This window comes from Hymenobacter cyanobacteriorum, assembly GCF_022631375.1.
GTDB classification, from domain to species: Bacteria; Bacteroidota; Bacteroidia; order Cytophagales; family Hymenobacteraceae; genus Hymenobacter; species Hymenobacter cyanobacteriorum.
Genome location: NZ_JALBGC010000004.1, coordinates 696,345 through 721,015, shown reverse-complemented (window position 1 = coordinate 721,015; position 24,671 = coordinate 696,345). Strand labels below are relative to the sequence as shown.

21 protein-coding genes are annotated in these 24,671 nt (G+C 63.4%); 8 read left to right on the top strand and 13 right to left on the bottom strand.

Going from position 1 to position 24,671, the window contains the following annotated elements:
• Positions 1 to 91 precede the first annotated feature (91 nt).
• Both MON38_RS17240 and MON38_RS17235 read left to right on the top strand, forming a co-directional pair.
• On the top strand, positions 92 to 1,096 hold the full coding sequence (locus tag MON38_RS17240) for a hypothetical protein (protein ID WP_241937391.1): 1,005 nt from the start codon (positions 92 to 94) through the stop codon (positions 1,094 to 1,096).
• Positions 1,097 to 1,237: 141 nt separating this feature from the next.
• Positions 1,238 to 3,610: a phospholipase D-like domain-containing protein gene (locus MON38_RS17235; protein WP_241937390.1), complete on the top strand. Its 2,373-nt coding sequence runs from the start codon at positions 1,238 to 1,240 to the stop codon at positions 3,608 to 3,610.
• Positions 3,611 to 3,696: 86 nt separating this feature from the next.
• Here MON38_RS17235 and MON38_RS17230 read toward each other — a convergent pair whose 3' ends face one another.
• The 8 genes from MON38_RS17230 to MON38_RS17195 form a co-directional block, all read right to left on the bottom strand.
• Complete coding sequence (locus tag MON38_RS17230; RefSeq protein WP_241937389.1) at positions 3,697 to 5,094, bottom strand: cation:proton antiporter; 1,398 nt, start codon at positions 5,092 to 5,094, stop codon at positions 3,697 to 3,699.
• A 151-nt stretch (positions 5,095 to 5,245) separates the two neighbouring features.
• A complete protein-coding gene (locus MON38_RS17225; RefSeq protein WP_241937388.1) occupies positions 5,246 to 8,263 on the bottom strand; it encodes an MSEP-CTERM sorting domain-containing protein in 3,018 nt (1,005 codons plus the stop codon).
• Positions 8,264 to 8,471: 208 nt separating this feature from the next.
• A complete protein-coding gene (locus tag MON38_RS17220) occupies positions 8,472 to 9,095 on the bottom strand; it encodes a CDP-alcohol phosphatidyltransferase family protein (RefSeq protein ID WP_241937387.1) in 624 nt (207 codons plus the stop codon).
• Between the two features lie 21 nt (positions 9,096 to 9,116).
• Positions 9,117 to 9,557 (bottom strand): inner membrane protein YiaA, encoded by a 441-nt coding sequence (gene yiaA / locus MON38_RS17215; protein ID WP_241937386.1) that lies wholly within the window; start codon positions 9,555 to 9,557, stop codon positions 9,117 to 9,119.
• 276 nt (positions 9,558 to 9,833) lie between these two features.
• Entirely contained in the window at positions 9,834 to 10,100 is a 267-nt protein-coding gene (locus tag MON38_RS17210) for a hypothetical protein (protein WP_241937385.1), read from the bottom strand.
• A complete protein-coding gene (locus MON38_RS17205; RefSeq protein WP_241937384.1) occupies positions 10,101 to 12,545 on the bottom strand; it encodes an endonuclease MutS2 in 2,445 nt (814 codons plus the stop codon). It lies immediately after the preceding gene.
• Positions 12,546 to 12,636: 91 nt separating this feature from the next.
• Positions 12,637 to 13,311, bottom strand: a complete 675-nt coding sequence (locus MON38_RS17200) for a hypothetical protein (RefSeq protein WP_241937383.1) — start codon at positions 13,309 to 13,311, stop codon at positions 12,637 to 12,639.
• Between the two features lie 44 nt (positions 13,312 to 13,355).
• Positions 13,356 to 14,036, bottom strand: a complete 681-nt coding sequence (locus MON38_RS17195; RefSeq protein ID WP_241937382.1) for a hypothetical protein — start codon at positions 14,034 to 14,036, stop codon at positions 13,356 to 13,358.
• 278 nt (positions 14,037 to 14,314) lie between these two features.
• Here MON38_RS17195 and MON38_RS17190 point away from each other — a divergent pair, with 278 nt between their 5' ends.
• The 5 genes from MON38_RS17190 to MON38_RS17170 all read left to right on the top strand — a co-directional run bounded on the left by MON38_RS17190 (position 14,315) and on the right by MON38_RS17170 (position 20,098).
• Positions 14,315 to 14,704 carry a hypothetical protein gene (locus MON38_RS17190; RefSeq protein ID WP_241937381.1) on the top strand — a complete coding sequence of 130 codons (390 nt, stop codon included), beginning with the start codon at positions 14,315 to 14,317 and terminating at the stop codon, positions 14,702 to 14,704.
• A gap of 129 nt (positions 14,705 to 14,833) precedes the next feature.
• Positions 14,834 to 15,847 (top strand): WD40/YVTN/BNR-like repeat-containing protein, encoded by a 1,014-nt coding sequence (locus MON38_RS17185; protein WP_241937380.1) that lies wholly within the window; start codon positions 14,834 to 14,836, stop codon positions 15,845 to 15,847.
• 3 nt (positions 15,848 to 15,850) lie between these two features.
• Entirely contained in the window at positions 15,851 to 16,492 is a 642-nt protein-coding gene (locus MON38_RS17180) for a hypothetical protein (protein ID WP_241937379.1), read from the top strand.
• Between the two features lie 238 nt (positions 16,493 to 16,730).
• Entirely contained in the window at positions 16,731 to 18,422 is a 1,692-nt protein-coding gene (locus MON38_RS17175; protein WP_241937378.1) for a hypothetical protein, read from the top strand.
• A 44-nt stretch (positions 18,423 to 18,466) separates the two neighbouring features.
• Positions 18,467 to 20,098 carry a hypothetical protein gene (locus MON38_RS17170; protein ID WP_241937377.1) on the top strand — a complete coding sequence of 544 codons (1,632 nt, stop codon included), beginning with the start codon at positions 18,467 to 18,469 and terminating at the stop codon, positions 20,096 to 20,098.
• Between the two features lie 184 nt (positions 20,099 to 20,282).
• Here MON38_RS17170 and MON38_RS17165 read toward each other — a convergent pair whose 3' ends face one another.
• The 3 genes from MON38_RS17165 to MON38_RS17155 form a co-directional block, all read right to left on the bottom strand.
• Entirely contained in the window at positions 20,283 to 20,747 is a 465-nt protein-coding gene (locus MON38_RS17165; RefSeq protein ID WP_241937376.1) for a hypothetical protein, read from the bottom strand.
• Positions 20,748 to 20,845: 98 nt separating this feature from the next.
• Positions 20,846 to 21,598, bottom strand: coding sequence for a TIGR02757 family protein (locus MON38_RS17160; RefSeq protein WP_241937375.1), 753 nt, complete (start codon positions 21,596 to 21,598; stop codon positions 20,846 to 20,848).
• Between the two features lie 162 nt (positions 21,599 to 21,760).
• The gene (locus tag MON38_RS17155; protein ID WP_241937374.1) at positions 21,761 to 22,723 is read right to left on the bottom strand and encodes a LysM peptidoglycan-binding domain-containing protein; all 963 of its coding nucleotides are present in this window, start codon (positions 22,721 to 22,723) and stop codon (positions 21,761 to 21,763) included.
• Between the two features lie 278 nt (positions 22,724 to 23,001).
• Between MON38_RS17155 and kdsB the strand changes: the two genes are divergently transcribed.
• The gene (gene kdsB / locus MON38_RS17150) at positions 23,002 to 23,751 is read left to right on the top strand and encodes a 3-deoxy-manno-octulosonate cytidylyltransferase (RefSeq protein WP_241937373.1); all 750 of its coding nucleotides are present in this window, start codon (positions 23,002 to 23,004) and stop codon (positions 23,749 to 23,751) included.
• 81 nt (positions 23,752 to 23,832) lie between these two features.
• Here the strand turns inward: kdsB and MON38_RS17145 are convergent, their stop codons facing one another.
• Both MON38_RS17145 and MON38_RS17140 read right to left on the bottom strand, forming a co-directional pair.
• On the bottom strand, positions 23,833 to 24,282 hold the full coding sequence (locus tag MON38_RS17145) for a DUF1622 domain-containing protein (RefSeq protein WP_241937372.1): 450 nt from the start codon (positions 24,280 to 24,282) through the stop codon (positions 23,833 to 23,835).
• 41 nt (positions 24,283 to 24,323) lie between these two features.
• Positions 24,324 to 24,659: a translation initiation factor gene (locus tag MON38_RS17140; RefSeq protein WP_241937371.1), complete on the bottom strand. Its 336-nt coding sequence runs from the start codon at positions 24,657 to 24,659 to the stop codon at positions 24,324 to 24,326.
• Between the last annotated feature and the right edge of the window lie 12 nt (positions 24,660 to 24,671).

Sequence of the window (24,671 nt, the reverse complement as noted above, 5' to 3'; positions counted from 1 at the left end):
GCCTTTGAGGTAGCGGAAAATGAATATTTTATCCTGAACTTTGCGAGGGCAGCCTCGTTGTCAGTCTGTTTATTTTCCAATTACCCCGAGCATGACTTCATTCTTACTTCTCGCCGGTCTCCTCACCGGGTTTGCATCCGAAACGCCCACTCCGCCCGGCCCGGGCACGCCCCCGGTGCTCACCATCAAGGCTGCGCGGGCGCTGCCGCCCGGTAGCACCGTCACGGTGCGTGCCGTGGTGATTAACGGGCCCGAAATGGGCAACATCCGTTACGTGCAGGACGCCGACGCGGGCCTGGCCCTGTATGCCCAGCCCACCAAGCTCGCGGGCTTTGCCGAACTGCGTTCCGGCGACAGCATTCAGGTAACCGGCCAGTTGAAGGTGTACAACGGCCTGACCGAGATGGACCCCATTGCCTCCTTCCACAAGCTGGCCAGCGGCGTGCGCGTGCGCGCGCTGCAGGTGCCCGTCGAGCGCGCCACCGAGGCCTTCGTGGAAGCCAACGAAAGCCGCCTCCTGGAAATCAAAGGCGTGACGCGCCTGACCACGCCCACCGGCACAGTGGCCACCACCCTGGCCGGCAACTCCAACTACCTGCTCAACGGCCAGAGCGGCGGGCTGGTCCGCGTCATGTCGGCCAGCAGCGGCCCCGAGGGCTTGGTTGATGCCACGCCGCCCACCAGCGAGCCGTTCGACGTGCGCGGGGTGCTGAGCCAGTTTGCCCCCAGCGGGGTGGGCGGCTACCAGCTGATGCCCCGCCTGGCCACCGACCTGGTGCGCGGCGGCGGCCTGCCCCGCCTCACCGAAGAGCCGGTGCCGGTGAACGTGACGGGCAACGGCTTCACGGTGGTGTTTTCGACGCTGAACCCCGGCGACACCCGCGTGCGCTACGGCCTCGACCCCAAGCAGCTCAAGGAAAGCCTGGTTGACCCGGCCCTGACCACCCGCCACAGCCTGCCCATTACCAACCTCATTCCGGGCACCACTTACTACGTGGAGGTGAGCTCGCGCAACGCCGCCGGCACCGAAACGGCCCCGCCCGTGCCCTTCATCACGGGCAACGGCAAGCGGGTGCGCCTGAGCGGTAAGAATTAAGAGCCGCAAAAAATCAACTTCTTGCAAAGCCGGGCACTTCCGGCGGCTCTTCACGGTTCGTTCAGCTGAAGTTCAGCATCTTTGTCCTTCGGCTTCGACGCAACCCTATTTCATTTCATTCCCACTCAGTTCTTTTTACGCATGAAAAAATTTACTCTGCTGGCGTTGCTCGCAGGTATGCTCACGGGCGGCTCGGCGGCTGCCCAAACAGTTATTACCATTGCGCAGGCGCGGGCCCAGGCCCCCACCGCCAACAACGTGGCGGGCCCCACGGTCACGGTGCGCGGCATTGTGACGAACGGCGCTGAGCTGGGCTCCTCGGTGAGCATCATCCGCTACATTCAGGATGGTACGAATCCGAACTCGGGCGTGGGCGTGTACTCGACCGATGCCGGCGCGTTTGCCAGCACCCTCAACACCTTGTCGCTCGGCGACAGCATTCAGGTAACCGGCGGCCTGAAAATGTTCCGCGGCCTGCTCGAAATTGACCCCATCACCTCGCTGACTGTGCTGGCCGGCAACCGGCCGCTACCGGCCCCCAAGGTCTTCACGGCGGCCAATGCGGCGTCGGCCTACGACGAGCAATACGAAGGCATGCTGGTGCGCATCAACGGCCTGACGTCGGTGAACACCACGGGCGGGGCTTCGGTGACGTCGTTTGCGGCCAACACCACCTACCGGCTGAACAACAACTCGACGCTGGTAACCTACGTGCCCACCAACTCGAACGGGGCCGATGGCCTGATTGGCAAGCCCAGCCCCACCGGCACGTTCGATGCCGTGGGCATCGTGAGCCAGTATTCGGCCTCGGCTACCGCAACCACCGGCGGCTACCAGCTGCTCAACCGCAAGTACGCCGACTTCATCCAGGGCCTCACGCCCAACCTGACGACGACGCCGGTGCCGAGCAACATCACCACCACGGGCTTCACCGTGTCGTTCAACACCTCGAACACCGGCGATACGCGCCTCTCGTACTCGACGGTGCCCAACCCCACTAGCGCCCAGATTACGACGATACCGGGCAGCACAACCCTCAGCAACGCGCATAGCCAGACGCTGACGGGCCTGCAGCCGGCCACCATCTACTACGTGCAGGCCGTGTCGGTGAACAGCGTGGGCCGCTCCGAGTCGCGCCTCGTACCTATGATTACGGCTTCGCTGTCGTCGGGCGTTATCAAAAACTACTTCAACAATCCCGTGGATGCCTCCCTGGCGCTGCCCGGCAACACGGCCGTGTACACGCCCAACGGCAGCGCGGCCGATACGCTGGCGAAGTACATCAACCGCGCTACCCAGACGCTGGATATTGCCATCTACAACTGGAACAGCACGGTGATTAAGGATGCCGTGATTGCCGCTAAAAACCGCGGCGTGCGCGTGCGCATCGTGTACGAAGACGACAACGCCAACGTGAGCGTGGGCCAGTTGCCCGCCAACATTCCCCGCGTGGGGCGCCCGGCCCAGGCCGGCAGCAGCGGCAGCGCCATCATGCACAACAAATTTGTGATTATTGATGCCGAAAACGCCAACCCCAACATTCCGTGGGTGTGGACGGGCTCGATGAACTGGACCGGGGCCCAGTTGGCCACCGACCGCAACAACGTGATTGCCTTGCAGGACCAGGCCCTGGCCCGCGTGTACACCGTAGAGTTTGAGGAGATGTGGGGCTCGAAAACCGATGTGGCCGGCACCATCCTGTTTGGCTCGCGCAAGACCGACAACACGCCGCACTTCCTGATGATTGGCGGCCGCTCGGTGGAGTCGTACTTCTCGCCCACCGACAACGTGAACGGCCGCCTGCTCACCGCCATTGCCTCGGCCGATAACGACCTGCACTTCGAGTCGATGCTCATCACCCGCGCCGACCTGGGCCGCGCCCTGGCCAGCCAGGTAACGAGCCGCAACATTGCCGCCTGCTCCGACGGCCTCGTGAACGACACCAGCGGCACGGCCGGGTACGCCTTCCGCCTCATCAAAGCGGGCATGGGCAACCGCGTGCTCATCAAGAAAACCAGCGGCATCATGCACCACAAAACCCTGATTGTGGACGCCGGCGCCAGCCAGTCGGACCCGACGGTGTTCGTGGGCTCGCACAACTGGACCGCCTCGGCCGATACCGAGAACGACGAGAACACGCTGGTGGTGCACGATGCCAAAATCACCAACCGCTACTACCAGGAATACGCCGCCCGCATTGCCGAGCAGGCTGTGCCCGGCGTGGTGGTGTGCCGCCTCACGCTGGCCACCAAGGCCGGCAGCATTCAGGCCAACACGCTGCAGGCCTACCCCAACCCGACGCGCGGCAGCTTCCAGCTGCACCTCACCGGCACGGCGGCCCGCACCGCCACGGTGGTGCTGCGCGACGTAACCGGCCGCGTGGTGATGACCCAGACCCAGCCCCTGAACGGCGCAGACCTGACCATCGACGCCACGACGCTGAAAGCCGGCCTGTACATGGTGCAGGTAACCACCCCCGAGGCCGTACAGACGAGCCGCGTAGTGGTGCAGTAAGCAGGTAGTTAAAAAATGAAAAGGCAGCTTCCGAATCGGGGGCTGCCTTTTTTTATGCCGAAGGGGAAGGGTTCAACGGCGCCTTTTCAGGCAGGATAGCGGCGGTCGAGTAAGTTCAGCGCCGGGCCGGCCATGCAGGTGGTGGCCAGGGCCATGATGACCAGCATGGCGAAGATGGCCGGGGTAAGGATGCCAAGGTCGTACCCAATGTTGAGCACCACGATTTCCATGAGGCCGCGCGTGTTCATCAGCGCGCCGATGCGGAGGCTGTCGGGCCAGTTGTGGCCCACGAGGCGGGCCGCCAGGGCGCTACCCAGCAGCTTGCCGGCCACCGCCACCACGATGATGAGCCCGCAAATGCCCCACAGGTAGCCAGAGTTGAGCAGCCCGATTTCGGTGCGCAGCCCGGTGAACACGAAGAACAGCGGCAACAGCAGCACCACGGCCACATCCTGCACCTTGCTGCTCACGAACTCGCGCAGCTGATTATCGGTGGGCATAATGGCCCCGGCCAGAAACGCCCCGAACAGCGCGTGAATGCCAATGGCTTCGGCCGCAAAAGCGGAGAGCATAAGCGTGAGAAAGAACACCGGCAGGGCCGCTTTTCTGGGGCGGCCGCTGGCGTGGTGCGGCAGGCCGATGCGGGCCAGCAAGGGGCGCACGCCGCCCACCATCAGCAGCACGTAGGACAGGGCCAGCAGCAGCAGAAAACCGGCACTGCCCGGCGAGCCGGCCTTCACCGAGGCAACTACGGCGGCCAGCAGGCACCAGGCGGTCACATCGTCGGCGGCGGCGCAGGTGATGACGAGCGTGCCAAGCGGCGTGCGGTGCAGGCCGCGGTCGCGCACAATGCGCGCCAGCACCGGAAACGCCGTGATGCTCATGGCAATGCCCAGAAACAGCCCGAACGAAGCAAACCGCACGCCGGCCGGCGCAAACCCATCGTAGAGAAAATACGCCAGCCCCAGCCCCAGCCCAAACGGCAGCGCAATGCTGGCGTGGCTGATGATAACGGCCTGCCGGGCCTTGCCGCGCAGGGCGCGCAAATCCAGCTCCATGCCTACCACGAACATGAACAGAATCAGCCCAATCTGACTTAGAAACTTAATGTTATCGAGCGAAGCCACCGGAAACAGCCGGGCCGAAAACTCCGGAAAATAGCGCCCCAGCAGCGACGGCCCCAGCAGAATACCGGCCGTCATTTCGCCCACCACCGCGGGCTGGCCAATGCGGCGGCACAGGGCTCCCAGCCCCCGGGCGGCCAGCAGAATGGCGACCATTTGGGCCAGCAGCAGGGCCAGGGGCGAATGCCAGCCCTGGTGCAGCGCGGCCACAAAATCGGCCCAGGCGGTGCCGCTGCTGGCCGCCGCGGCTTTTACGCTGGCCGTTTCGAGGTGCGCACCGGCCCGCAACAGCCCGGCAATGAGCGTCAGAAAACCCAGTAGTACGGCCGCGTAGAGGCCCGTTTCCCGCCGCTGGCTCATAGCGAGCGGCCGGCGGCCGGCCGGCGGTGAAAGGCGGGGACGAAAACAGGTTGACCGAGAGACATAAGAAGGCAGCGGCGGCTTAAAAATAGCCCGCCCGCAGCCCGCAAAAGTAGCGCGAACGCTGCCACCATTGCACTCCTCGCGCCCGTTAGGCCTGCAGGCGGTGGGCGGCGGTGCGCATACGCCGCAGGTGCCACCCGGCCAGCAGCAGCCCGGCCGCCAGCAGCAACAGCGCGCCGCTGTCGATGGGTGTGGCGGTGGGCTGCACCTGGTCGTTTTCCACGGTATCGAGCGAGGCGTTGGCGGCCAGCGTCTGCTCTTGTTTGCGGTGCAGTGCGGCTTTCTGGGCGTCGTTTTCGAGGGCCAGGAAGGAGGTGAAGGGCGTGAGAATGCCCGCCCGAAAGCTGGCCTGAATGAAGGGCACCCGCTCGCGGTCGGTGATTTCGGGGTGAAAGCTTTGCCACTGGCCGTAGCCGCGCAGCAGCAGGCCCGCCAGCCAGCGGCTGGGAGCTGGGGCTTCGGCCGTGGGCACGGTGGGGCGGCCGGTCACGACTACGGCCGGCTCGGGCGTGGCGGGCAGGTAGACGCGCGGGTGGGCGGCATCGGGCCAGGCGCGCACCGGCGTGGATGCACCCGGCGCAGGCAAACCGGCCGGCGAGGCTGATGAAAGCGGCTGCCGGGCCGCGTGGCGCAGCGAGTGCGGCACCAGTTGGCCGTCGGCGCCCAGCACGTAGAACACGTCGCTTTCGGGATAAGCACTCTGGAAGTTCTCGAAATCCGCATCCAGCACGGCGTTGTTGAAATCGTCGGTTACGACTACCAGCACCGGGTAGGTGGCGCCGGGGTGCTCCTGGGCCTCAAACAGCACCCGCCGGATGGCTCCGCCGAGGTAGAAGCCGCCGGTGCCGGTTTTGCCCACGGCCGCGGCCCAGTCGTTGCCAGCGGGCACGGGCGTGGTGGCCGCGTTCACCAGGCTGAACCGGGCCGGCGCGCCGTTGGGCAGCGGCCGCGCCAGCTGGCCTGCCAGACGCTCGCGAAAGGCGTTGGCCGGGTCGGCCTGACTAGCCGAAACATCGAGCAGAAAATGGTAATAGGGCCGGCGCTGCACCAGCGGCAGCTGCTGCTTGGCCACGCCGCTCACGTAGGCCACGCCGCTGCCGGGCACGGTGATGGGCGCCGTGACGAGCGCGGCATCGGCGCTGTCGCCCAGGGCCAACGTGCGGCCATCTACTGTCAGCGCAATGGGCTCTTTGTGCAGGAACTGGATGCTGGTATGGCGCGCTTCGGCCGCCGACACGGGGTAGACGCGCACGGCAATTTCGTGGGGGCCGCGGTAGGCCAGCAGGCCGGGGTCGCGGGAGCTGTTTTCGCTCAGAATCTGGGCAAACACCCAGGTGGCGGCCTTTTTCTCAGCCAGGATGCCGTGCTCCTGCCGGTTGCCGATGGTGAGGGTATAGTCGCCCACCCAGCAGCCCTCGGGCAGCCAGATGGCGGTGCTGTACTCGCGGTTCTGGAAGCCGGGGTTGGTATTGGCCACTTCCAAATCGACCCAGCTTACCCAGGCCTGCTGGCGGGCATCGTAGCGGCTGCGCACGGCGGCATTGCGCAGTTGGGGCGCGCCAGGGTCCGGCGCGGGGTCGTCGAAGCCGTCGAGGTTGGCGCCGGAGAAGCGCCGGGTGGTGGGCGACGTGCCGGGCGCGGGGGGCGGCGGGGGCGGCGGGCCGTTGAGGTTGGCCCACAGGTAGCTGCGGTTTGCCGCCACATCGCCCGTAAAAATCAGCTCCAGCTCGTTGATTTTATGCTCCGAAAGCATCAGGTTGTCGAGTACCAGCCAGTTGAAATACGTGGACAGGTACGGCTGCTGCGAACCGAAAAACAGGTCAAAATTTCGGTCTTTGTTGAGCCGCACCTGGGCCAGCGTGGCGGCCAGCGCCTCGGCATCGACGCGCGGCGGCTGGGTGTAGTCGGGCGTGTATACGTAGGCCAGGGCCTCGTGCAGCACCTGCCGCCGGTGCCAGAAGCTGCCCGTGAAGTACAGCGGCAGCACCGCCAGCCCGGCCAGCAGCGCCGCCGTCACCAGCCGCGGGCGATACACGGTGCGCAGGGCGGCCACGTCGTCGGCCAGCTGGCGCACGTGCACCACGAACAGCAGCAGCGGCGCCAGCAGCAAAAAGCCCGTCCCAATCAGAATAATGGCCGGAATCGCCAGCGGCAAAAACGGCAAGAATACCAAGAAGAAGTAGAACGTGAAGCCAAACAGCGCACTGCGGCCCAGCAGCTGCGCCAGCCGCAGGCCGGGCTGCTCGCTGTCGGGCAGGCACAGCAGCGCCCCGTTCACGATGGTGAGCACGTAAAACCACGGGCTGCTGAAATTGCCGAAAATGCCGCCCGCCTCGTGAAATCCCTGGCCGAAAAACAGGCCGTTGTTCAGCCCCAGCCCCAGCAGCGGCAGCACAATCGTGACCACCAGTTTCCACACCAGTCCGCCATCGGCCCAGCTTCGCTCCCGCCGGCGCGAGCTGATGAACAGCGCCCGCGTGAGGAAAAAGAAGAAACTAAGCGTGCCTACCACCAGCGACGCCACGATGATAACCGTGCCCACCGTTTCTGTGCGCGATGGCCCGGTGTATACCTCCGGGCTCGTGCCACGCAGCAGGCGCCCCAGCCACGTGAGCACCTCGAACACCAGCGCCCAGCCCATGGGCACCACCACCGCGAACAGAATGTTGGGAGCCACCTGGTGAGGCCGGTCGTCGGGCGTGAAGCGGGCCACCAACGCCAGCATGGCATGCGCCAGCGTGGGCATCAGGAAGGTCCAGGCCATAAGGATGGGGTTGGTGGGCACCATCCAGGCGGGCACGCTGCGAGGCAGCAGCGCCTCGCCGTGCGTGGTGAGCAGGCACAGCCACAGGCTGAACGCCAGCAGCACCGCCCCACTGTACCACGCCGCCACCGGTTGCCGGCGCGCCAGCTGCCAGGCCGCATAGCCGGCCCCGCCCAGGCCCAGCAGCGCCAGCGCCGCCCCAAACGCCTGCCACTCCCCCACGCTAGCCGCCGGCAGCAGCGTCCGAATTACCGAAAACTCGCCGGCGCACACCAGCAGGTACACCAGCAGCGGCGCGGTGCTGGCCAGGAAAATCCATTTGGGAGAACGCAGACTTTGCATAAGCGGGCGGCCGAAAACCGCGGATTGAAGTTGGAAAATGGCGCAGGCAATTCTGCCCAGCCACGCAACGCGGCCGGCAGCAAAGCCCATCTATCGGGGACACAGCAAATGTATTTTAAAGAACTTTGTATTTCAAAGCTTATGGCTAAAAAGCAGTTGCCAATTCACGCAAAATGCCGTTTCTGAACCAGAAACGGCATTTTAATTTTCACCCATTGAACAGCTTATGCCGTTTTATCGGCTTGCCCTGCCGCAGCCGGGCGGCGTGCCAGGCGGTGGGCACGTCGTTGGTCCACCGCCGCAGGAGCAGGATAATGGCCCCGATTTCCAGCCGGCTCAGCACGCCGAGGTAGAACGAGGCCTCGAACAGCGCACCGGCCTGGCAGGTAACGATAATCTGAACCAGCGCGGCAAACGACACCAGCACCCAGGCCTTGGCCGCCCACGAGTGCGTGGCAATTTCCTTGCGAAATTTCAGGTAGCACAGCGCGTAAGTGAGCACCTCCAGCCCCAGCAGCAGTAGTAGCTGCGGGGCGTGCTGGCGGAAAAAACCGGGGCAGGCCAGCCAAGTTGCGCCCACCACCGAAGCCCAGAAAACCTGGTCGATGGTAGAATCAAGCCGACGCAGCTTTTCCGTCGACACGCCCAAGTGGCGGGCAATGATGCCGTCGAAAACGTCGGTGAGCAGGCCCACCGTAATCAACGCCACGGCCAGGGCGGCAAAGTGCGACACGCCCCCCGCCGCCAGCGCCAGCAGCAGCAGGCCCAGCGCGAGGCGGGCATACATCAGCCCCAGCGGCAGGTGCCGGATGGCTCCGTAACGAGCTTCCATGAAAAATCCGGGCCGTTGCAATTAGCCCAGCGAAGCCGGTTCCGCAGGCTCCCGCTTCAGGGTGTCGCGGGTATTTTTCTGCACGGCGATAGCGGCAAACAAGCTCAGCACGAAAGCCATAGCGTAGAAGCCTTTCTCGCTGAGCGTGAGCGTGGCATTCCACAGCCCTACGGCCAGCAGCAGCACTGTGAGCAGCACCGACACCCAGCTGATGCCGTAGTACAGGTTCGTGACCGGGATGCCTTCGAGGCGGTCGCGCACACTTTTCTGCACCGAGATGGCGGCAAACAGGCCGTACATCAGCACCGTGAAGTAGTAGCCTTTCTCGTTCAGCGCCATCGTATTGGCATTCCAGAGGCCGATGTTGAAGGCCACAACGCCCAGCAGCAACGCGACCCAGGAGGCGGCAATAAAGGCAGCGGATGTTTGCGGAGGGTTCGGCGTGGTGGTTTGGGGGTTCATGCGACGGGAAGGTTGGGAAATGATGCGGACGGCGGCAAGCTACTACGGCCACTGCCGGAAGCCGCTGCAAACGTAGCGGCCGCAGTTGCGGCGGCCCAACCAATATTCGCGTCTATCAGACTTTTCAAAATTTAAATCTGCACACCTCTCACCTCCCGGAATCTTCCTAAAAACAAACCCAGACCTTGTTTGGGCCTGGGTTTCGCTTATAAACATGGGACTTTACTCCTCGCCCAGCACCACACTAGGCACTCGAAAAAAGGAGTGCAGCGGTTGCTACTGCGCTTCGCCAGCCTCAAGCTTTCGCCGCCGAAACTTCGAAATGCCCCACCAGCCGGCCGCCAACCCCAACGTCAATTCCAGCGCAAACGTGAGAAAGGCCTCCTTTACCTCCAGATGCAGGCCCGGATTGGCCGACAGCGCGGCCCGCAGGCGCAAGGCCTGAGCCAATGCCTTCAGGCTATTGGAGAACATGGCCAGAGCCACAAACAAACCCAATAGCCCGGCCAGCACCCGTCCTGCTTTTCCGTTGCGGCCAGCCACCTACTTCAGCACGGCAATGGTGACGCCGTCCCCGCCCCTATCGGCGTGCTCGTCGGCCACGCTGGCCACGGCGCGCTGCGAGCGTAGGTAGTCGCGCACCACTTGGCGCAGCACGCCATTGCCGCGCCCGTGCAGGAACTTGATTTCGGGCATGCCCAGCATCACGGCGTCGTCCACGAAGCTCATGGTTTTGGTGAGGGCGTCTTCGGCGCGCTCACCGCGCAGGTCGAGCGTGGGGCTGAAGCCGGCCATGCGGTCGGTGATGTTGACGCTGTTGCCGCCGTTGGTGCCGCTCCCGCCGAGGCGGCCGGCTTTGGATTTAGCAGCCTGCTCCCGCTCTCGGATTTCGGCCCGGCCTAGCTTTTCGAGCTGGCTGAGCTTGGTCAGCGTCTTCATGCCGCCGAACATGACTTCGGCCGTCTGGCCTTTCACGCTGAGCACTTCGCCGTGGCCGTCCTGGCCGAAGAGGGCCACTTTGTCGCCGGGCTGCACGGCACCGGCCACGGCCCGCTCCCGGGTGGGCTTGGGCTTGGGCGGCTCAATCTGCAGCTCCTTTTTCACGAAGTTGTCGAGCTTCTCGCGGGCGGCTTTGTTGGTTTCCTTCTCAGCGTTGCCCCGGCGGATTTCGCCGATGGTAGCTTCGATTTGCTGGTTGGTGTTTACCAACAGGGCCTTGGCCTGCTGCTTGGCGGTGCGCAGGGTTTCGAGCTTGGTGTCTTCGAGGTGCTGCTTGAGGTCCTGGTACTCCTGGGCGGCGCGCTTGAGGCGCTTTTCGGCCTTGGCGGCCTCGGCGGTGCGGGTTTCGAGCTCGGTTTTCTCCTTTTCGAGGCCTTCGAGTAGGCGGTCGTAGCGGATTTTATCCTTGCCCACGAGCTGGGTGGCGCGCTCCACGACCTCCTTTGGCAGGCCGATTTTGCGGGCAATTTCGATGGCGAACGACGAACCCGGCTTGCCCACTTCGAGGCGGTAGAGCGGCTGCAGCTTCTCGGGGTCGTAGCGCATGGCCCCGTTCACGAGGTGCGGGGTGCGCTCGGCAAAGTTCTTGAGGTTGGTGTAGTGCGTGGTGATGACGCCGTACACGCGGGCCTTATTCAGCTGGTCAAGCACGGCCTCGGCGATGGCGCCGCCGAGGCTGGGCTCGGTGCCGGTGCCGAATTCGTCAATCAGCACCAGGCTTTTCTTGCCGGCCAGCAGCATGAACTGCTTCATTGCCAGCAGGTGCGAGGAGTAGGTCGAGAGGTCGTTTTCGAGGCTCTGCTCGTCGCCAATGTCCAGGAAAATGTCCTCGAACACGCCGGCTTCGGAGTTGTCGGCGCAGGGAATGAGCAGGCCCATTTGCAGCATGAACTGCACGAGGCCCACGGTTTTCAAGCTCACGGATTTGCCGCCGGCGTTGGGGCCGGAAATGACGAGGATGCGCTGCTCGTGGTTCAATTCTAAATCGAGCGGGACGACTTCGCGCGGGTCGCCGTTGTCGCGCTTATGCTGGGCGAAGGCCAGCTGCAGCAGCGGGTGGCGCACTTTCTCCCACTTCAGCAGGGGCTTGTTGTGCAGCAGCGGCAGGCGGCAGTCGAGCGTGACGGCCAGGCGGGCCTTGGCGCGGATGAAGTCAATCAGCCCGAGGTAGGAATAGGCCTTGCGCAGGTCCGGAATGTGGGGGCGCAGCTGGTCCGTGAGGGCCGTGAGGATGCGAATGAGCTCGCGGTGGTAGGCGTTGTCGAGGTCCTTGATGTCGTTGTTGAGCTCGAACACCTCGGCTGGCTCGATGTACACCGTCTGGCCCGAGGCCGACTCGTCGTGAATCAGGCCCTTCACCTTCCGCTTGTGCTCGGCAATGACGGGCAGCACCAGCCGCCCGCCCCGGATGGTGGGTTCCGAGTCGCTGGGAATCCAACCTTCGTTTTTGGCGTGGCGCAGGATGCCGGCAATCTGCCGGCGCAGCTGGCCCTGGCGGGCAATGAGCTCCTGCCGAATCTGGCGCAGCAGCGGGCTCGCGTCGTCGCGCACGGCCCCGTCGTCGTCCACCACCTTGTCCATCGCGGCCAGCAAATTGCGGTCGACCTGGATGCCGATACCCAGCAGCCGCAGCGTAGGATACAGGCCGGGTTCGGCGTCCGAAAAGAAGCTCAACGCCTGCCGAATGGTGCGCAAGCTCATCTTCACCTCGAAGAAGGCGGCTACGTCGAGGTAGGCCCCGGGCAGGGCGGCGCGCTTGAGGTGCACCTGGGCATCGTGGTAGTGCGAGGCCGGAAAATCGGCTCCCGAGCGCAGCAGATAGGCAAATTCGTCGGCCTGCTGCAGCAGCTTCAGCAGCGGCTCGTGCTTGGTCTGGAACTCCATGCGGGCCACGTAGTGCCGGCCGAGCGCCGAGAGGCAGTTGGCTTCGAGCTGCTCGCGCAGGGTGGTGAAGCCGATTTTTTGTTCGAAGTGTTGGGGTAACAGCAAGTAGGTCGTCTTTCGGTAATTGGGTACGAAGGTAAACAGCTAAGCGGGCGGGAAGATTCGCCCGTTTGCCAATACCGCATTCACCGAAGTGCTACGATGACAGTTTTCGCCGCTCGTGCTGCCACATCAAGGTATAAATCGTGAACAGCAGACCGGTCAGCAGGAAGCCGCCCCACGCGCCTTCGCTGGCAAACGGCTGCCACGCCCGCCACCCCAGCCAGCCTACCAAGACCGCAAACACTACCAGCCAAACCGTAGCCAGCGGCCGGTTGAAAAACCCCAGCTTCCGAATCGGCAGGTTTTCGGGGCGCTGCCGCTGGTATTCGGCGACGGCCATTTCGAAATGGCGCTGCATGGCCAGTAGGGGCATCCAGCCCTGCGGATGAATTTTGTGGTTCAGATGCAGCACCAACTTCGGGCCGTGGTGCAGGCGCACGTTGAAGTCATCGCCCAGGTCGGTGTAGTAAGTGGCGATATCGGCAAAATTGATTCGCCGTGAGGTTTCTCTTTCCCCGTACTGCACCGTGAGGCCTGCTTCATCGATGGTGACCACGGCAAAATCAGTGGCAAGCTTTCGCATGATGATTTCGGGCAGAAAAACCAGCCCGGCCATTACGGCCAGCCCCATCGGCACGCCCAGCCAGAACCAATGCGCGAGCAAGGTTGCGGAGCCGACCAGCAACAACACGGTAGCGGCAACAAAAGCCAGCGCCAGGCCGGTGGCTTTCCAGCGGTTGGTCAGAGTCAGATGGAATTGCTTTTCCATTGCGATTTTCTTTCCACCAATTTGTTTGGCAGCCCTTATCTACTTCATGATTTTTGCGAAGGCCTGGCAACGGTATACCATATTCCTAAAAAGGAAATATAGCTGCCTACCAAATTCAATAGATTGGCATAATTGGGTACCTCCCGGCAAAGCACTACCCCAACGCCGTAAACCACGCCGCAGGTTGCCAGCACTGGAACGAGTTTCGCAATGGGCTTTTCGAAAAACGTTCTTATCCGCGGCAGTTCAGGCAGGCCCTGTGCCTTTCGGTAGTGTTGCAGCGCATTTTTTACTGCTTGCACAATGCCATCATCCGCGGGTTCATGGTTCACCCAGGTATAAGCGTCAAGCCGTAGCGTCCGGCCATCTGATTGCATTAAGTATAATTCTTGCGAACCGCGGTACACATTGACGCGGTAAGATGCAATTGCCGAAAATGGCACTACCTCCCTTGCGCCAGTCTTTTGCACTTCGATTATCAATTCATTAGGAGAAACTAGGAGCAAAATCGCCTGACTAGCCCATTTCTTCTGTAGCACAGTCGCGCAAAATATTCCACCGCCTATTGTTGCAAGCAGCCAAGATATGCTCCACCAAAACCCGTGCATAGGCAGCAGCCACAGCAACCCGGTCACGGCGAGCGTAACACCTCCAATTATTCCTCCCAGAATACAGATGACAGCTACTGTCTTATTAACCCGCAATAAATTAAACTGCTGGTGCATGTATTTCGGCTTTTACGAAGGCGTTAACCCTGTCTTTATCGAGCAACTCGCTCGTGCATTACCAGCCAAGCGTCAGAATTAATACTTAATTTTTAAACAGTTAATTATTATCCACCCCGCTCCAAACAGCGCGAAGTCGTAATTCACCGGGCGCGAGCGGCGGGGCCGGTTCTTCTACCACCGCCTCACGCGAGGGGCCGAAGATGCGCTGCTGCTGGTGGTGGCGGGGCCGCAGGGGGCGGGCTAATGGCGCAAAACTGTGTACGTAATTTAGCGCAATGTCCTTTCTGCGCGTTACGACGACTTTTCTTGCCACCCTGCACGATGCCCGCGTGGAGTATTTCGCGTTTGATGACTCCCGGGGCCGCCTGCTGCTAACGCTTCTGCTCGATGCCGATGCCGGCGTTGCCCATTGCCAGCAGTTGGTCGTGCTTTCCGGCATTCGCCATAAGATGAACGTAGCGCGGGTGCAACGGGCAATTGATGCTGAACTGGCCGCTACGAACCGGCCGAGCCTGGGATACCGGCTGAACGAATTCCATCTGCTGCCCAAGGAGGCTTCAGCAAGCCCCACCGGCCTGCTCAGCATACGGCTTGCCATCGACCATCTGCCCTCGCTGCAATTGTGCTGTCAGAAAATCACGCACCGGCAAGTAACGCCCCCCTAAAACCGCCCGCCGCCAGCCGATTCCACTACCCACTATGCGAAAATAGAAGTCCTGCAAAATACCGGCGCGTAGCTATTGCATTATCTGGCACGCCGCCCGTAGCTTTGGCAGGTCTACCATTGCGCATACATGAAAAAACTATACGGGTTGTTGAGTCTGGGCTTGCTGGCAACGGCCGGCTGCCAGCAGGATAAATACATTTTCGACTCCTACTCGACCATGCGCTTCGATGCGCTGAAGCTGCCTGCGGCGGCCGATACCATGGCGCTGCGCACCGTCGATTTCGTGTCGGCGGCGCAGGGCTACGTGGGCGGCGACCAGGGCGCCTTCTTCGCCACCACCGACGCGGGCCAGACCTGGACGCGGATGGCCTCGCTCGGCACGCGCACCGTGCACAAATTGCTGTTCACCTCGCCCACCGCTGGCTGGGCCGGCACCGACGCCGGCCTCTACCGCACCACCAATGGCGGCCAGAGCTGGGCCTACGTGCCCACCTACAACGGCTACGGCTCGGCGGGCGGCAGCATCCTCGACGTGCAGTTTGTGACGCCGCAGGTGGGCTACGCCGTGGGCACGCAGGGCGCCATCAGCAAAACCACCAACGGCGGCGCCACCTGGACCACCACGCACCGCTACTACTACAAGGTCTACACCTTCCGGGCCGTTTCGTTTAGCTCCGTCGATTCGGGCACCGTGGTGGGCGACGAGTACGCCAAATGGACCACCACCAACGGCGGCCAGACCTGGAGCGTGCTCGACGGCTCGCCGGCCGGCTCGGGGGTCGACCGGCAGTACGACGTGCTGCGCTTCAACGAGAAAAGCTACCTGCTGGCGCTGGCCGGCGGCCTGCAGGCCTACGCCCCCGCCTACTCCTACGGCCAGCGGCCCGACGACGGCTTTGGCTACCCGGCCTACGGGCTGGCCACGGCCGGGCCGCGCGGGCCGGTGGTGGCCGTGGGCGAGCGCACCATCATCCGGCAGCGCGCCGCCGATGCCGCGCCCGACAGCGCCCCCTGGGTATACGTGCACGCCCCCGACGGCACGAGCTTCACCGAGAAGTTTTACGCCGCCGACTTTGCCGACAGCGGCACGTTCTACGCCGTGGGCGCCCGCGGCCTCATCTACCGTTTTCACTACCAGTAAGCCATGAGGGCACTTTTTATTGCGCTGGCGCTGAGCGTCGGCGGCGTGGCTGCCCCCGGGGCGCAGGCGCAGGTCAGCAAGTTTCACGGCAGCCTGGGCGGCAGCGCGGTGCCGCTGCACGCCCACTACATCGAGCAGGCCAACCCCTACGGCTACTCGGGCACGGCCCCCGGCTACGTCATCAAAAACATTGATGCCATGCCGCTGGTGCTGGTGGGCAACCTGGGCTTTGATGCGCCGCTGCTGCAGTTTAGCGGCGGCGAGCAGTCGCTGGGCGTGTCGCTGAACGCGGCGGCCGGCCTGATGGGCTCGAAGCAGGAAGGCACCGACGGCTTCAACGAGCAGGTTATTCTCGATTTTCCGCAGTACGCCACCTACCGGTTCGGGGCCAAAGCCAGCAAGCACTCGAAGAAGGATTTCGGCGTGGGCGTGGGCGTGGGCTACCGGTTCTGCCGGTTTTTCCTGCCCTTCAGCGCGCCCAGCGCCATGCTGGAGGGCGTGTACGCCACTTCCGACACCGACTGGTTTCTGCGCGTGAGCGCCGACCTGCGGGCCACGCGCTACTACACCTACCTGTCGAGCGAAGGGCCGGTGGAGGCGCTGCGGCTGCGCGCCTTCACCGTGCTGGTGGGCAAATCTTTTTAGGGCGCGCCGGCTCTTGCCGAAAAGAGCGTCATGCAGACAGAGCGCAGCATAGAAAAACGTCATGCAGAGCGCAGCGAAGCATCTCGCGTGCAGTCACTAATCCTGCCGATTGAGTTGCGCTGCGCACGCGAGATGCTTCGCTGCGCTCAGGATGACAGGCTTTTCAAAACCAGTCTCTCCCCCTCCTACCCCAAACCATTCCATCCCCACGATACCCATTTTCTCCATTTCCTTTTCCATGAAACACCTTTACCCTTCGCTGGCGGCGCTGCTGCTGGCGGCCGGTGGGGCCGCCGCGCAGGCGCCCGTTACCCTGCAAACCGTGCAAACCGTGAGCCTGCCCGCGCGCGGCCTGCTGGGCGGCACCGTGAACCTGCCTAACCACAACACCCTGCTACTGCTCACCGATGCGGCCACGCCCGACGTGACGGCCCAGTGCCTGGCCCCCGACGGCCGCACGCTCTGGAAAACCACCGTGTCGCGCATTCAGCACGCCACCGAAAGCAGCTATTTTCTGGATACGCGGCAAATTGCCATCGGCAGCCAGGCCCGCGAAGACAAGCAGCGCCGCAAAGACCGCACCGCCGCCCAGCTGTTCCCGGTGAACGTGTTCAGCGACGGCAACAGCGTGGTACTGGCCGAGCGCCTCGACGGCGACGCCATCAAGGGGCTGCCCAAGGACCAGGCCCGCCTGCTGAAAGAAGGCCAGACCAACGTGCAGCGCATCGACGAGCAGGGCCACCTCACGCAGGTGCTGTTCGACCCGCGCCCGGCCCCGGAATCGAAAAAGACCGAAGCCATTGCCTTCGGCCGCTACGCCGATGCCAACGGCTACGCCGAAGTGGTGCGCGAAACCAACAAGCGCGAAGAAACGCTGGTGTTCTGCACCATGCACTACGACCTGAAAACCAAGGCCGTGCGCCGCACCCCCCTGGAGCTGCCCGCCACCCCCGAGCACATCAGCGGCATGACGCGCTTCCGCTACTGGTACCAGGAGTGGGCCTACCTGGGCCACCGCCCTAACCAGACGTACTTCTGCCGCCGCACGCTGGTGAGCGGCCCCAAAGACAAGCCCGGCAAGCAGCCCATCACCTACCAGGTGTACATCGTGGACGACCAAGGCAAGCAAACCGGCGGCTTCAGCACCACGCTGGGCCTGAACACGGGCACGCTGCCGGTGTTTTCGGGCCGCATGCCCAACCCCGGCGAGCTGAATCACATTCCGAACTACTACACCGTGTCGGCGGGCCGCAACAGCTACGTGACCTACGACGAGTGGAACACCTCGTCGGGCGGCACCGGCTCGTTCTACCTCGACCATGCCACCGGCGAAGTGCTCATCTACGGCGAGTACGGCGCCGGCGACCTGCCCGACCTGACCCAGGACGAGCTGCTGGGCTTTTTTGAGCGCCGCTACACCCCCGATGGCCGCACGGTGGCCCAGGTGCAGGGCCCCTACAGCGAAGCCATGCGCGCCAACAAGAAAAACGCCAGCTTCCGGGGCCGCTACACCCGCAGCACCCGCTTCCACCTCGACCCGCTCACCGGCCAGAGCCAGTTCAGCTTCTCGCCGCTGGTGATTTACGGCCGGGGCGAAGACTTCGACCTGCTGATGGACCGTGACCTGAAGCCCCAGCGCTACGACTACCTCTCGGCCAAGGACAAGGACGAACGGTCGTACTCCTACGTGGTGTACGCCCAGCCCTTCAACATTACCTCCGGCTACGGCCTCACCGACGACATCCGCATTTACGAGCACGCCGGCAAGGGCGACCACCCCGTGTACACGGCCATCGAAAAGCTGCGCCGTTCCACCGGGCCCGACGCCCCCAACTACCAGTTCTACCTCAGCCCCACGGGCCCCGATTCGGGCCTTATCATCGAGCAGAAGGACTCACCCGGCGGCACGCTGCAGGTGTATAAATTCTAATGAGGCAGCTGGTTGCCGGCCGTGGCTATTCCCAATCTGTTTTTATGAACCTGACCTTTCCGCTGCTGTTCGGGCTGCTGGCTGCCGGGCCGCCCCCGCCTCCCGCGCCGCCGGCCGCTCCGGTGCGCACCCTTGAGCTGGCCAAGGGCGAGATGCTGCACGCCACCATTACGCTGCCCAACCACAACACCCTGCTGTTTATTCCGGCGCTGCGCAAGAGCACCGTGCGGGTGGTGGCCCTGCAGCCCGATGGCGCGCCCGCCTGGGAAACCACCCTGCAAAAAGCCCAGGTGATGCGCACCAGCGCCATGTCGGTGCTGTCGAGCAACATGCCGCCCGAGGAAAGCCTTATCACCACCATGCCGCTGTTCCTGACCAGCGCCGAAAACACGGTGTACACCGTGGAGCCCATCAGCGACGGCGCGCCCGAGCAGGGCGTGCCGCGCAATGCGCTGGTGGTGCAGGCGCTGTCGCCCACCGGCGACACGCGGGGCAAGGTCTTTACCGTGCCCGAAGTGTCGGCCAAAACCGGCCGCGCCGTCATCACGGTATTTGCCGAGCCGGGCGTGGTGTACGTGCTGGCCCGCGAAAGCAGCATTCGCGAAAAAACCTCGCAGCTCTACCTCGACCGCTGCGACCTGGCCACCGGCAAGCTCACCCAGCTGGCCCTGAACCTGCCGCCCGCCGCCAAACCTCAACACGCCGAGGATTTTTACCTCGACTGGGTGTTCGCGGGCTTTCGGGCGGGCACCTGCCACTTCTACCGGGCGCTGCGCGGGGCCGATGCCAAAGCCGATGCCCGCCGCACGCCCGTCGAGTTCGAGGTGCTGCGCGTGGCCGTGGCCGACGGCCACGCCCTCGGCGGCTTCACCACCCGGCTGCACCAGAACCTGCCCGAAGCCCACTACCTGCAGGGCGGCGTGTACCTGCCGCACACCGGCATTGCCTGCGCCCCGCCCACGCTCGACGCGGCCGGCAAAACCGTCAGCCTCAACCGCACGCTCAACCTCGAAACCGGCGGCGACTGCGAAGTGCTGCTCGACGAGGCCACCGGCGACTATGTGTTTGCCGGCTCCTACACCAACCACGTGGCCTCGCTGGGCGGCAACGGCCTGCCCGGCCTGGGCACCTTCGCCCAGCGCTACGCCGCCGACGGGACCTTGCTCAAAGCCAGCATTGCCCCCTACGCCGGCGTGCGCGGCTACGACGAAGAGCAGCTGCGCCCCCGCAGTGTGATGCTCGTGCGCATTCCCGGCATGCTGCTGCCCTCGCCCTTCACCCAGGAGCTGAGCTTCGGGTTCAGCACCCGCGACGGCGACCTGATGACCTCAAGCTTCGATGCCCAGCTGAAAACCAGCCCGCCGCAGCTGCTCTCGTTCGAGGGCCACAAGAACTACCGCGACCCCGTGTTTTTCAGCGGCCCCACCTACCTCGAAAGCCCCGACAACACCACCGGCGACGCCCAGCGCCACCTGCTGGTGGGCGGCCTGCTGGCGTCCTCGTCCGAGATGTACCGCAAAATCGGCCAGGTAGCCGAAGACTACGCCACCGACAAGGCCCACAAAAGCCGCATGTTCTACCAGTACACCGCGTCGGCCACCGGCCCGGCCTCGGCCCTGGTCATCGTGCAGCCCTACGAGCAGGGCCGGGCTATTGACATCTACCGGGTGCAGTAGGTTTGGAGGAACCTGAGAAAAAGCCGTCCAACTGCAGTCATTGCGGTTGGACGGCTTTTTTTGATGGCATCTCACGTGCGCGAGCGGCGGACTTAGAACTTCTATTATCGCCCTGCACCGCCGAAGCTGCGCTGCTAGTGGTGGCGGGGCCGGCGGGCGACATAATAACCTATCCATCGATAGCCTATATGATTTCATTTTCCTGACACACGTCCACTATTTCATTATTTGCGCCCATTATTTTAATTAAGTAGTGGTCAACAAAATGATGGATTTTATACACTTTAATGTATGTGTAGGAGGCTCCGTCAGAACCAACAACGGCGCGATAAATTCGAACCTGTAATCGACCTTTTTTGGAAACAGCCGATTTTTTAAATAAAGAAAACTCCCGATAAGCAATTAGCACGATGGCGACTCCATTCGCATGTTGGCTACGCCAAAACGCTGGAAAATCAGTTCCTGGAAAGCATTTCCAGAAGGGTCCACTGATATTCGCTTCTGCTTCGCTCTGTCCTGTCAGATAAAAATGCTCGGCTTGCGGGTAACGCTTCGCTACCACCTCGCTCGCAAAATAATTGAATGCGGTTTGCTCCAAAGAAGGAGTATCAACCGACGAGAACGCAGAAGCAAGAATGAAGAAGTACATGGATTGTTGATATGGGCATAAACGGCTTCAGTAAAAATGATGCACACCGCCGCCCGTTTCCATAACTCTCCCTTTTCCGACGCGCGCCAGCTTCTACCCTACTTATCCACCCCCGCCCCAAACAGCGCGAAGTCGTACTTCACCGGGTCGGTGGGGTCGAGCAGGCGCAGGTTGGCGGTGAGCTCCTCGGCGGCTTGCCAGTCGACGATTTGGCGGGTGAGCAGGCCCAGCGGGCGGGCCTGGCGCTCGACGTGCACGTCGATGGGCATGATGAGGTCGGCGGGCGAAAGGCGGGTCCAGAGGCCGAAATCGACGCCGTGCTCGTCGCGGCGCACCAGCCAGCGCAGGTACATGTTCACGCGCTTGCAGGCCGATTTGCGGGCCGGCGTGGCCGCGTGCTTGCGGGTGCGGGCGGGCGCATCGGGCAGGCTGAAAAAGCGCTGGTGGAAGTTGATGAGCCGCTCGCGCTGCGAGTGCCCCACCAGAAACGCGGTTTCGAGCGAGTCGTGCTGCCCGTACCAGTCGCGCAGGAAATGCACGAAGTACAGCAAATCGGTGTCGCAGAACGTGCGGTGGCAGAAGCCCAGCAGGCGCTTCAAATCTTCGTCCTGGTGCTGCGTCACGAACTGATGGGGCGCATCGTCCATGCGCCGCAGCAGGTCATTGCACTTGTTGATGATGGTGGGCCGCTGCCCCCAGGCCAGCAACGCCGCAAACAGCGCCGCAATCTCAATATCCTGCCGCTGCGTGAAGCGGTGCGGTATTTGAATGGGGTCGTTTTTGATGAATTCCGGGCGGTTGTAGCGCAGGTACTGCGCATCGAGCTGCCGACGGAGCTGGGGAATGTTCATGGCAAGTGATAGGGTTTGGGGTAGATTGAACTGCTAAAAGCAGAACGTCATGCTGAGCGCAGTCGAAGCATCTTTACCGCAGTAGTAATTACTTACTCTTCGCGGTAGAGATGCTTCGACTGCGCTCAGCATGACGTTCTGTTTCTCCAATAGCGGCCCTGCCTATTGCTCCGGAATGTAGTTCGTCTCGACCCGGAAGCGGGCGTCGCCGGTGCCGAGCTTCTGCACGGCGCGGGGCGAAAGGCGCACCAGAATGTTGTTGTTCTCGCCGGTATTGGGCAGCTTGCCGATGACGCGCACGTACACGTACAGCCCGTTCATGGCGTTTTTCACCTGCATGATGGTGCCCACGGGGGCCGTTTTGTGCAGGGCCAGATACTTCTCGGTGGTGCTGTTTTCGATGGACGCGCCCAGGCCCGACTCCACCACGCGGCCCAGCAGCTCGCCGGCGCGGGTGGGCGTGCGCTCGGTTTTTTCCTCACGCTCCTCCTTCTTCTCCTCGCGGTCGGCCGGTTTTTCGGGCGTTACGGTGGCTACCTGCGCGGGCTTGTCGGGGGCGGGTGCACCGGGCGTTTTGCCGGCGGGCACGGCTTCGGTTTCGGCCGGACGCGCGGCAGCTTTGGCCGGGGCGGCCGCCTCTTCGGTAGCGGCCAGCAACAGCTGCTGCCCCACACGCACGGTGCCGGCGGCGGGCAGCTTGTTCAGCTTAATGAGTTCTTCGGGCGACAGCTGGTAGCGGTTGGCAATGCCAAACAGGGTTTCGCCCTTGCGCACCGTGTAGCGGGCCGGTACCGGGCCGGGCGCGGTGGCCGTTTTACTGGTTGCAGCAGCCGGGGCCGATGCACCGGCGCGGGCCGCCGGGCGAGGCACGTACACAATCTGGCCGATGCCGAGGCCGTTTTTAATCTGCGGGTTGGCGGCGTTGAGCTGAGCCAGCGTGACTTTGTAGCGGCGCGTGAGGGCAGTGAGGGTTTCGCCCGGGCCCACGCGGTGCTTCACGAAGCGCTGGCCGCCGCGCATTTCCTGGCCAATGGAGTCGGGCGGCGCGGCGTGGGCGGCGGCGGGTTTGCCGGGGCCGGGGCTGTTCAGGGCCAGCACCGTCAGCAGCGAAAGAATTACAGTCATGATTTGTAGCCTTGCAAAAGTCACGTTCCCCCCGCCCGGGAGGGCCGGGCGCGCCGCCCGACAAGGCAAAATAACGCAAAAACCGGCGGGAAATTGGCTGGCGATGATTGAAGGGCCATCCAGCGGGCTTTCTTTGCGGCCGCAAGGCAGTTTTATTCGCCTCGGCGGTCATTCCGACGCAGGAGGAATCTGAGTCAATTCGGCAGTGACCTTTTCCCAAATTCCTCCCGCGTCGGAATGACAGGCAGCTTCACTTTCCTACTTCCTACTCCTCTCCTATGGTTCTCGGCCTCATTCCTGCCCGCTACGCCTCCACCCGCCTGCCCGGCAAGCCGCTCGTCGACCTCGGCGGCCAGAGCATGATTCAGCGCGTGGTGATGCAGGCCCGCCAGGCCAACCTGGCCCGCGTGGTAGTAGCCACCGACGATGAGCGCATCCTGCGCCACGTGCACGACTTCGGCGGCGAAGCCGTGCTCACCCGCCCCGAGCACCCCAGCGGCACCGACCGCCTCTGGGAAGCCTTCCAGCAGCTCGGCGCGCCGGCCGACGTGCACTGCATCGTCAACATCCAGGGCGATGAGCCATTCATCCACCCCGCCCAAATCAACGCTTTGGCCGATTTATTCACCAATCCGGCCACCGCGCCCGCCATTGCCACGCTGGTGAAGCCCGTGGTTTCGGCCGAGGAATTATTCAGCCCGCACCTGCCCAAAGTCGTGCTCGATGCCCGGGGCCACGCCCTGTATTTCAGCCGCCACCCCCTGCCCTACCAGCGCAACCGCCCCGAAGCCGACTGGCTGGCGCACCACCGCTACCTGCGCCACCTGGGCCTCTACGCCTACCAGCCCGCCGTGCTGGGTCAGCTCACGCAGCTCCCCGTGTCGCCGCTCGAAGCTGCCGAGAGTCTGGAGCAGCTGCGGTGGCTCGAAGCCGGCTACCAGATTCGCTGCGCCGAAACGGAGCTGGATGCGTTCGGAATTGATACGCCCGAAGATGTAGCGAAAGCGCGGGCAAGGCTGGGGGTGTAGCGTGGACGCTGCGAGTCCGCGCATGCACGCAACCGTTCAACGGCTCCTAAAACGCGCGGACTCGCAGCGTCCACGCTACGGCTAATCGGCCCGCTCCACCACCGGCTTCTCGGCGCTGTGCGTTTCGCCCCGCTCCTCCTTCATTTCCCGCGACAGGAAATAGTTGAGCGCCGTGCGAATCACGGCAATGGCGCCGAGCTTGCCAATCTGCTCCCAGCTTGGCGCAATGGCCGTGCTCAGAATATCTGCCCCGAGCTGGAATTCCAGCGCCAGGGCCAGATAGCGCGCCAGCGCCAGCCGGATGGCCGTAAAATCGGCCGTTTGCCGCCGCAGCAAAGCCTTCACCAGCAGCCAGCCAGCGCTGAGAATGCCCAGCGCGATAATTGTCGCGCCCACGGTTTCCACGCCCAGCTTCAGCCAGAGCACGCCCTCAATCACGGCGCTTTCGGCCCGGCCGTGCACGGAGGTCACGTCGCGGGCCGTTTCGGGCAGGGCGATGAGCAGGGAAATCAGAAGCGGAAATACGGCCACGATAGAACTGAGAAAGGGTGAATAAGCGGCATGATTGCGAGTTAGCCGCCGGCTTTCTTGGCCTTGTAGCCTTCTTTCAGCAGCACTTCCAGCACCTTGTCGCGGAAGTCGCCCTGCACCACTACTTCGCCGTCTTTGGCGCTGCCGCCCACGCCACATTTGGTTTTCAGCAGCTTGCCCAGGGTTTGCAGGTCGGCCTCGGTGCCCACAAATCCGGTCACGAGCGTCACCTGCTTGCCGCCGCGCTGCTTTTTGTCGAGCTGCACGCGCAGCTGCTGCTGCTGGGGCGGCAGCGTGGTGGCTTCGGCGGGCTCGTTGTTCTGGTAGGTGAAATCGGGATTGGTGGAGTACACCACACCGGTACGGTTCTGTTTCATGGTTTTAGTTGT

Bases quoted from the DNA above. Each gene is read 5' to 3' on its own strand.
- MON38_RS17175 (WP_241937378.1), top strand. From the start codon at position 16,731: ATGAAACACCTTTACCCTTCGCTGGCGGCGCTGCTGCTGGCGGCCGGT.
- MON38_RS17180 (WP_241937379.1), top strand. From the start codon at position 15,851: ATGAGGGCACTTTTTATTGCGCTGGCGCTGAGCGTCGGCGGCGTGGCT.
- kdsB (WP_241937373.1), top strand. From the start codon at position 23,002: ATGGTTCTCGGCCTCATTCCTGCCCGCTACGCCTCCACCCGCCTGCCC.
- yiaA (WP_241937386.1), bottom strand. From the start codon at position 9,557: ATGAACCCCCAAACCACCACGCCGAACCCTCCGCAAACATCCGCTGCC.
- MON38_RS17160 (WP_241937375.1), bottom strand. From the start codon at position 21,598: ATGAACATTCCCCAGCTCCGTCGGCAGCTCGATGCGCAGTACCTGCGC.
- MON38_RS17195 (WP_241937382.1), bottom strand. From the start codon at position 14,036: ATGCACCAGCAGTTTAATTTATTGCGGGTTAATAAGACAGTAGCTGTC.
- MON38_RS17140 (WP_241937371.1), bottom strand. From the start codon at position 24,659: ATGAAACAGAACCGTACCGGTGTGGTGTACTCCACCAATCCCGATTTC.
- MON38_RS17240 (WP_241937391.1), top strand. From the start codon at position 92: ATGACTTCATTCTTACTTCTCGCCGGTCTCCTCACCGGGTTTGCATCC.
- MON38_RS17220 (WP_241937387.1), bottom strand. From the start codon at position 9,095: ATGGAAGCTCGTTACGGAGCCATCCGGCACCTGCCGCTGGGGCTGATG.
- MON38_RS17235 (WP_241937390.1), top strand. From the start codon at position 1,238: ATGAAAAAATTTACTCTGCTGGCGTTGCTCGCAGGTATGCTCACGGGC.
- MON38_RS17165 (WP_241937376.1), bottom strand. From the start codon at position 20,747: ATGTACTTCTTCATTCTTGCTTCTGCGTTCTCGTCGGTTGATACTCCT.
- MON38_RS17190 (WP_241937381.1), top strand. From the start codon at position 14,315: ATGTCCTTTCTGCGCGTTACGACGACTTTTCTTGCCACCCTGCACGAT.
- MON38_RS17185 (WP_241937380.1), top strand. From the start codon at position 14,834: ATGAAAAAACTATACGGGTTGTTGAGTCTGGGCTTGCTGGCAACGGCC.
- MON38_RS17200 (WP_241937383.1), bottom strand. From the start codon at position 13,311: ATGGAAAAGCAATTCCATCTGACTCTGACCAACCGCTGGAAAGCCACC.
- MON38_RS17230 (WP_241937389.1), bottom strand. From the start codon at position 5,094: ATGAGCCAGCGGCGGGAAACGGGCCTCTACGCGGCCGTACTACTGGGT.
- MON38_RS17225 (WP_241937388.1), bottom strand. From the start codon at position 8,263: ATGCAAAGTCTGCGTTCTCCCAAATGGATTTTCCTGGCCAGCACCGCG.
- MON38_RS17170 (WP_241937377.1), top strand. From the start codon at position 18,467: ATGAACCTGACCTTTCCGCTGCTGTTCGGGCTGCTGGCTGCCGGGCCG.
- MON38_RS17155 (WP_241937374.1), bottom strand. From the start codon at position 22,723: ATGACTGTAATTCTTTCGCTGCTGACGGTGCTGGCCCTGAACAGCCCC.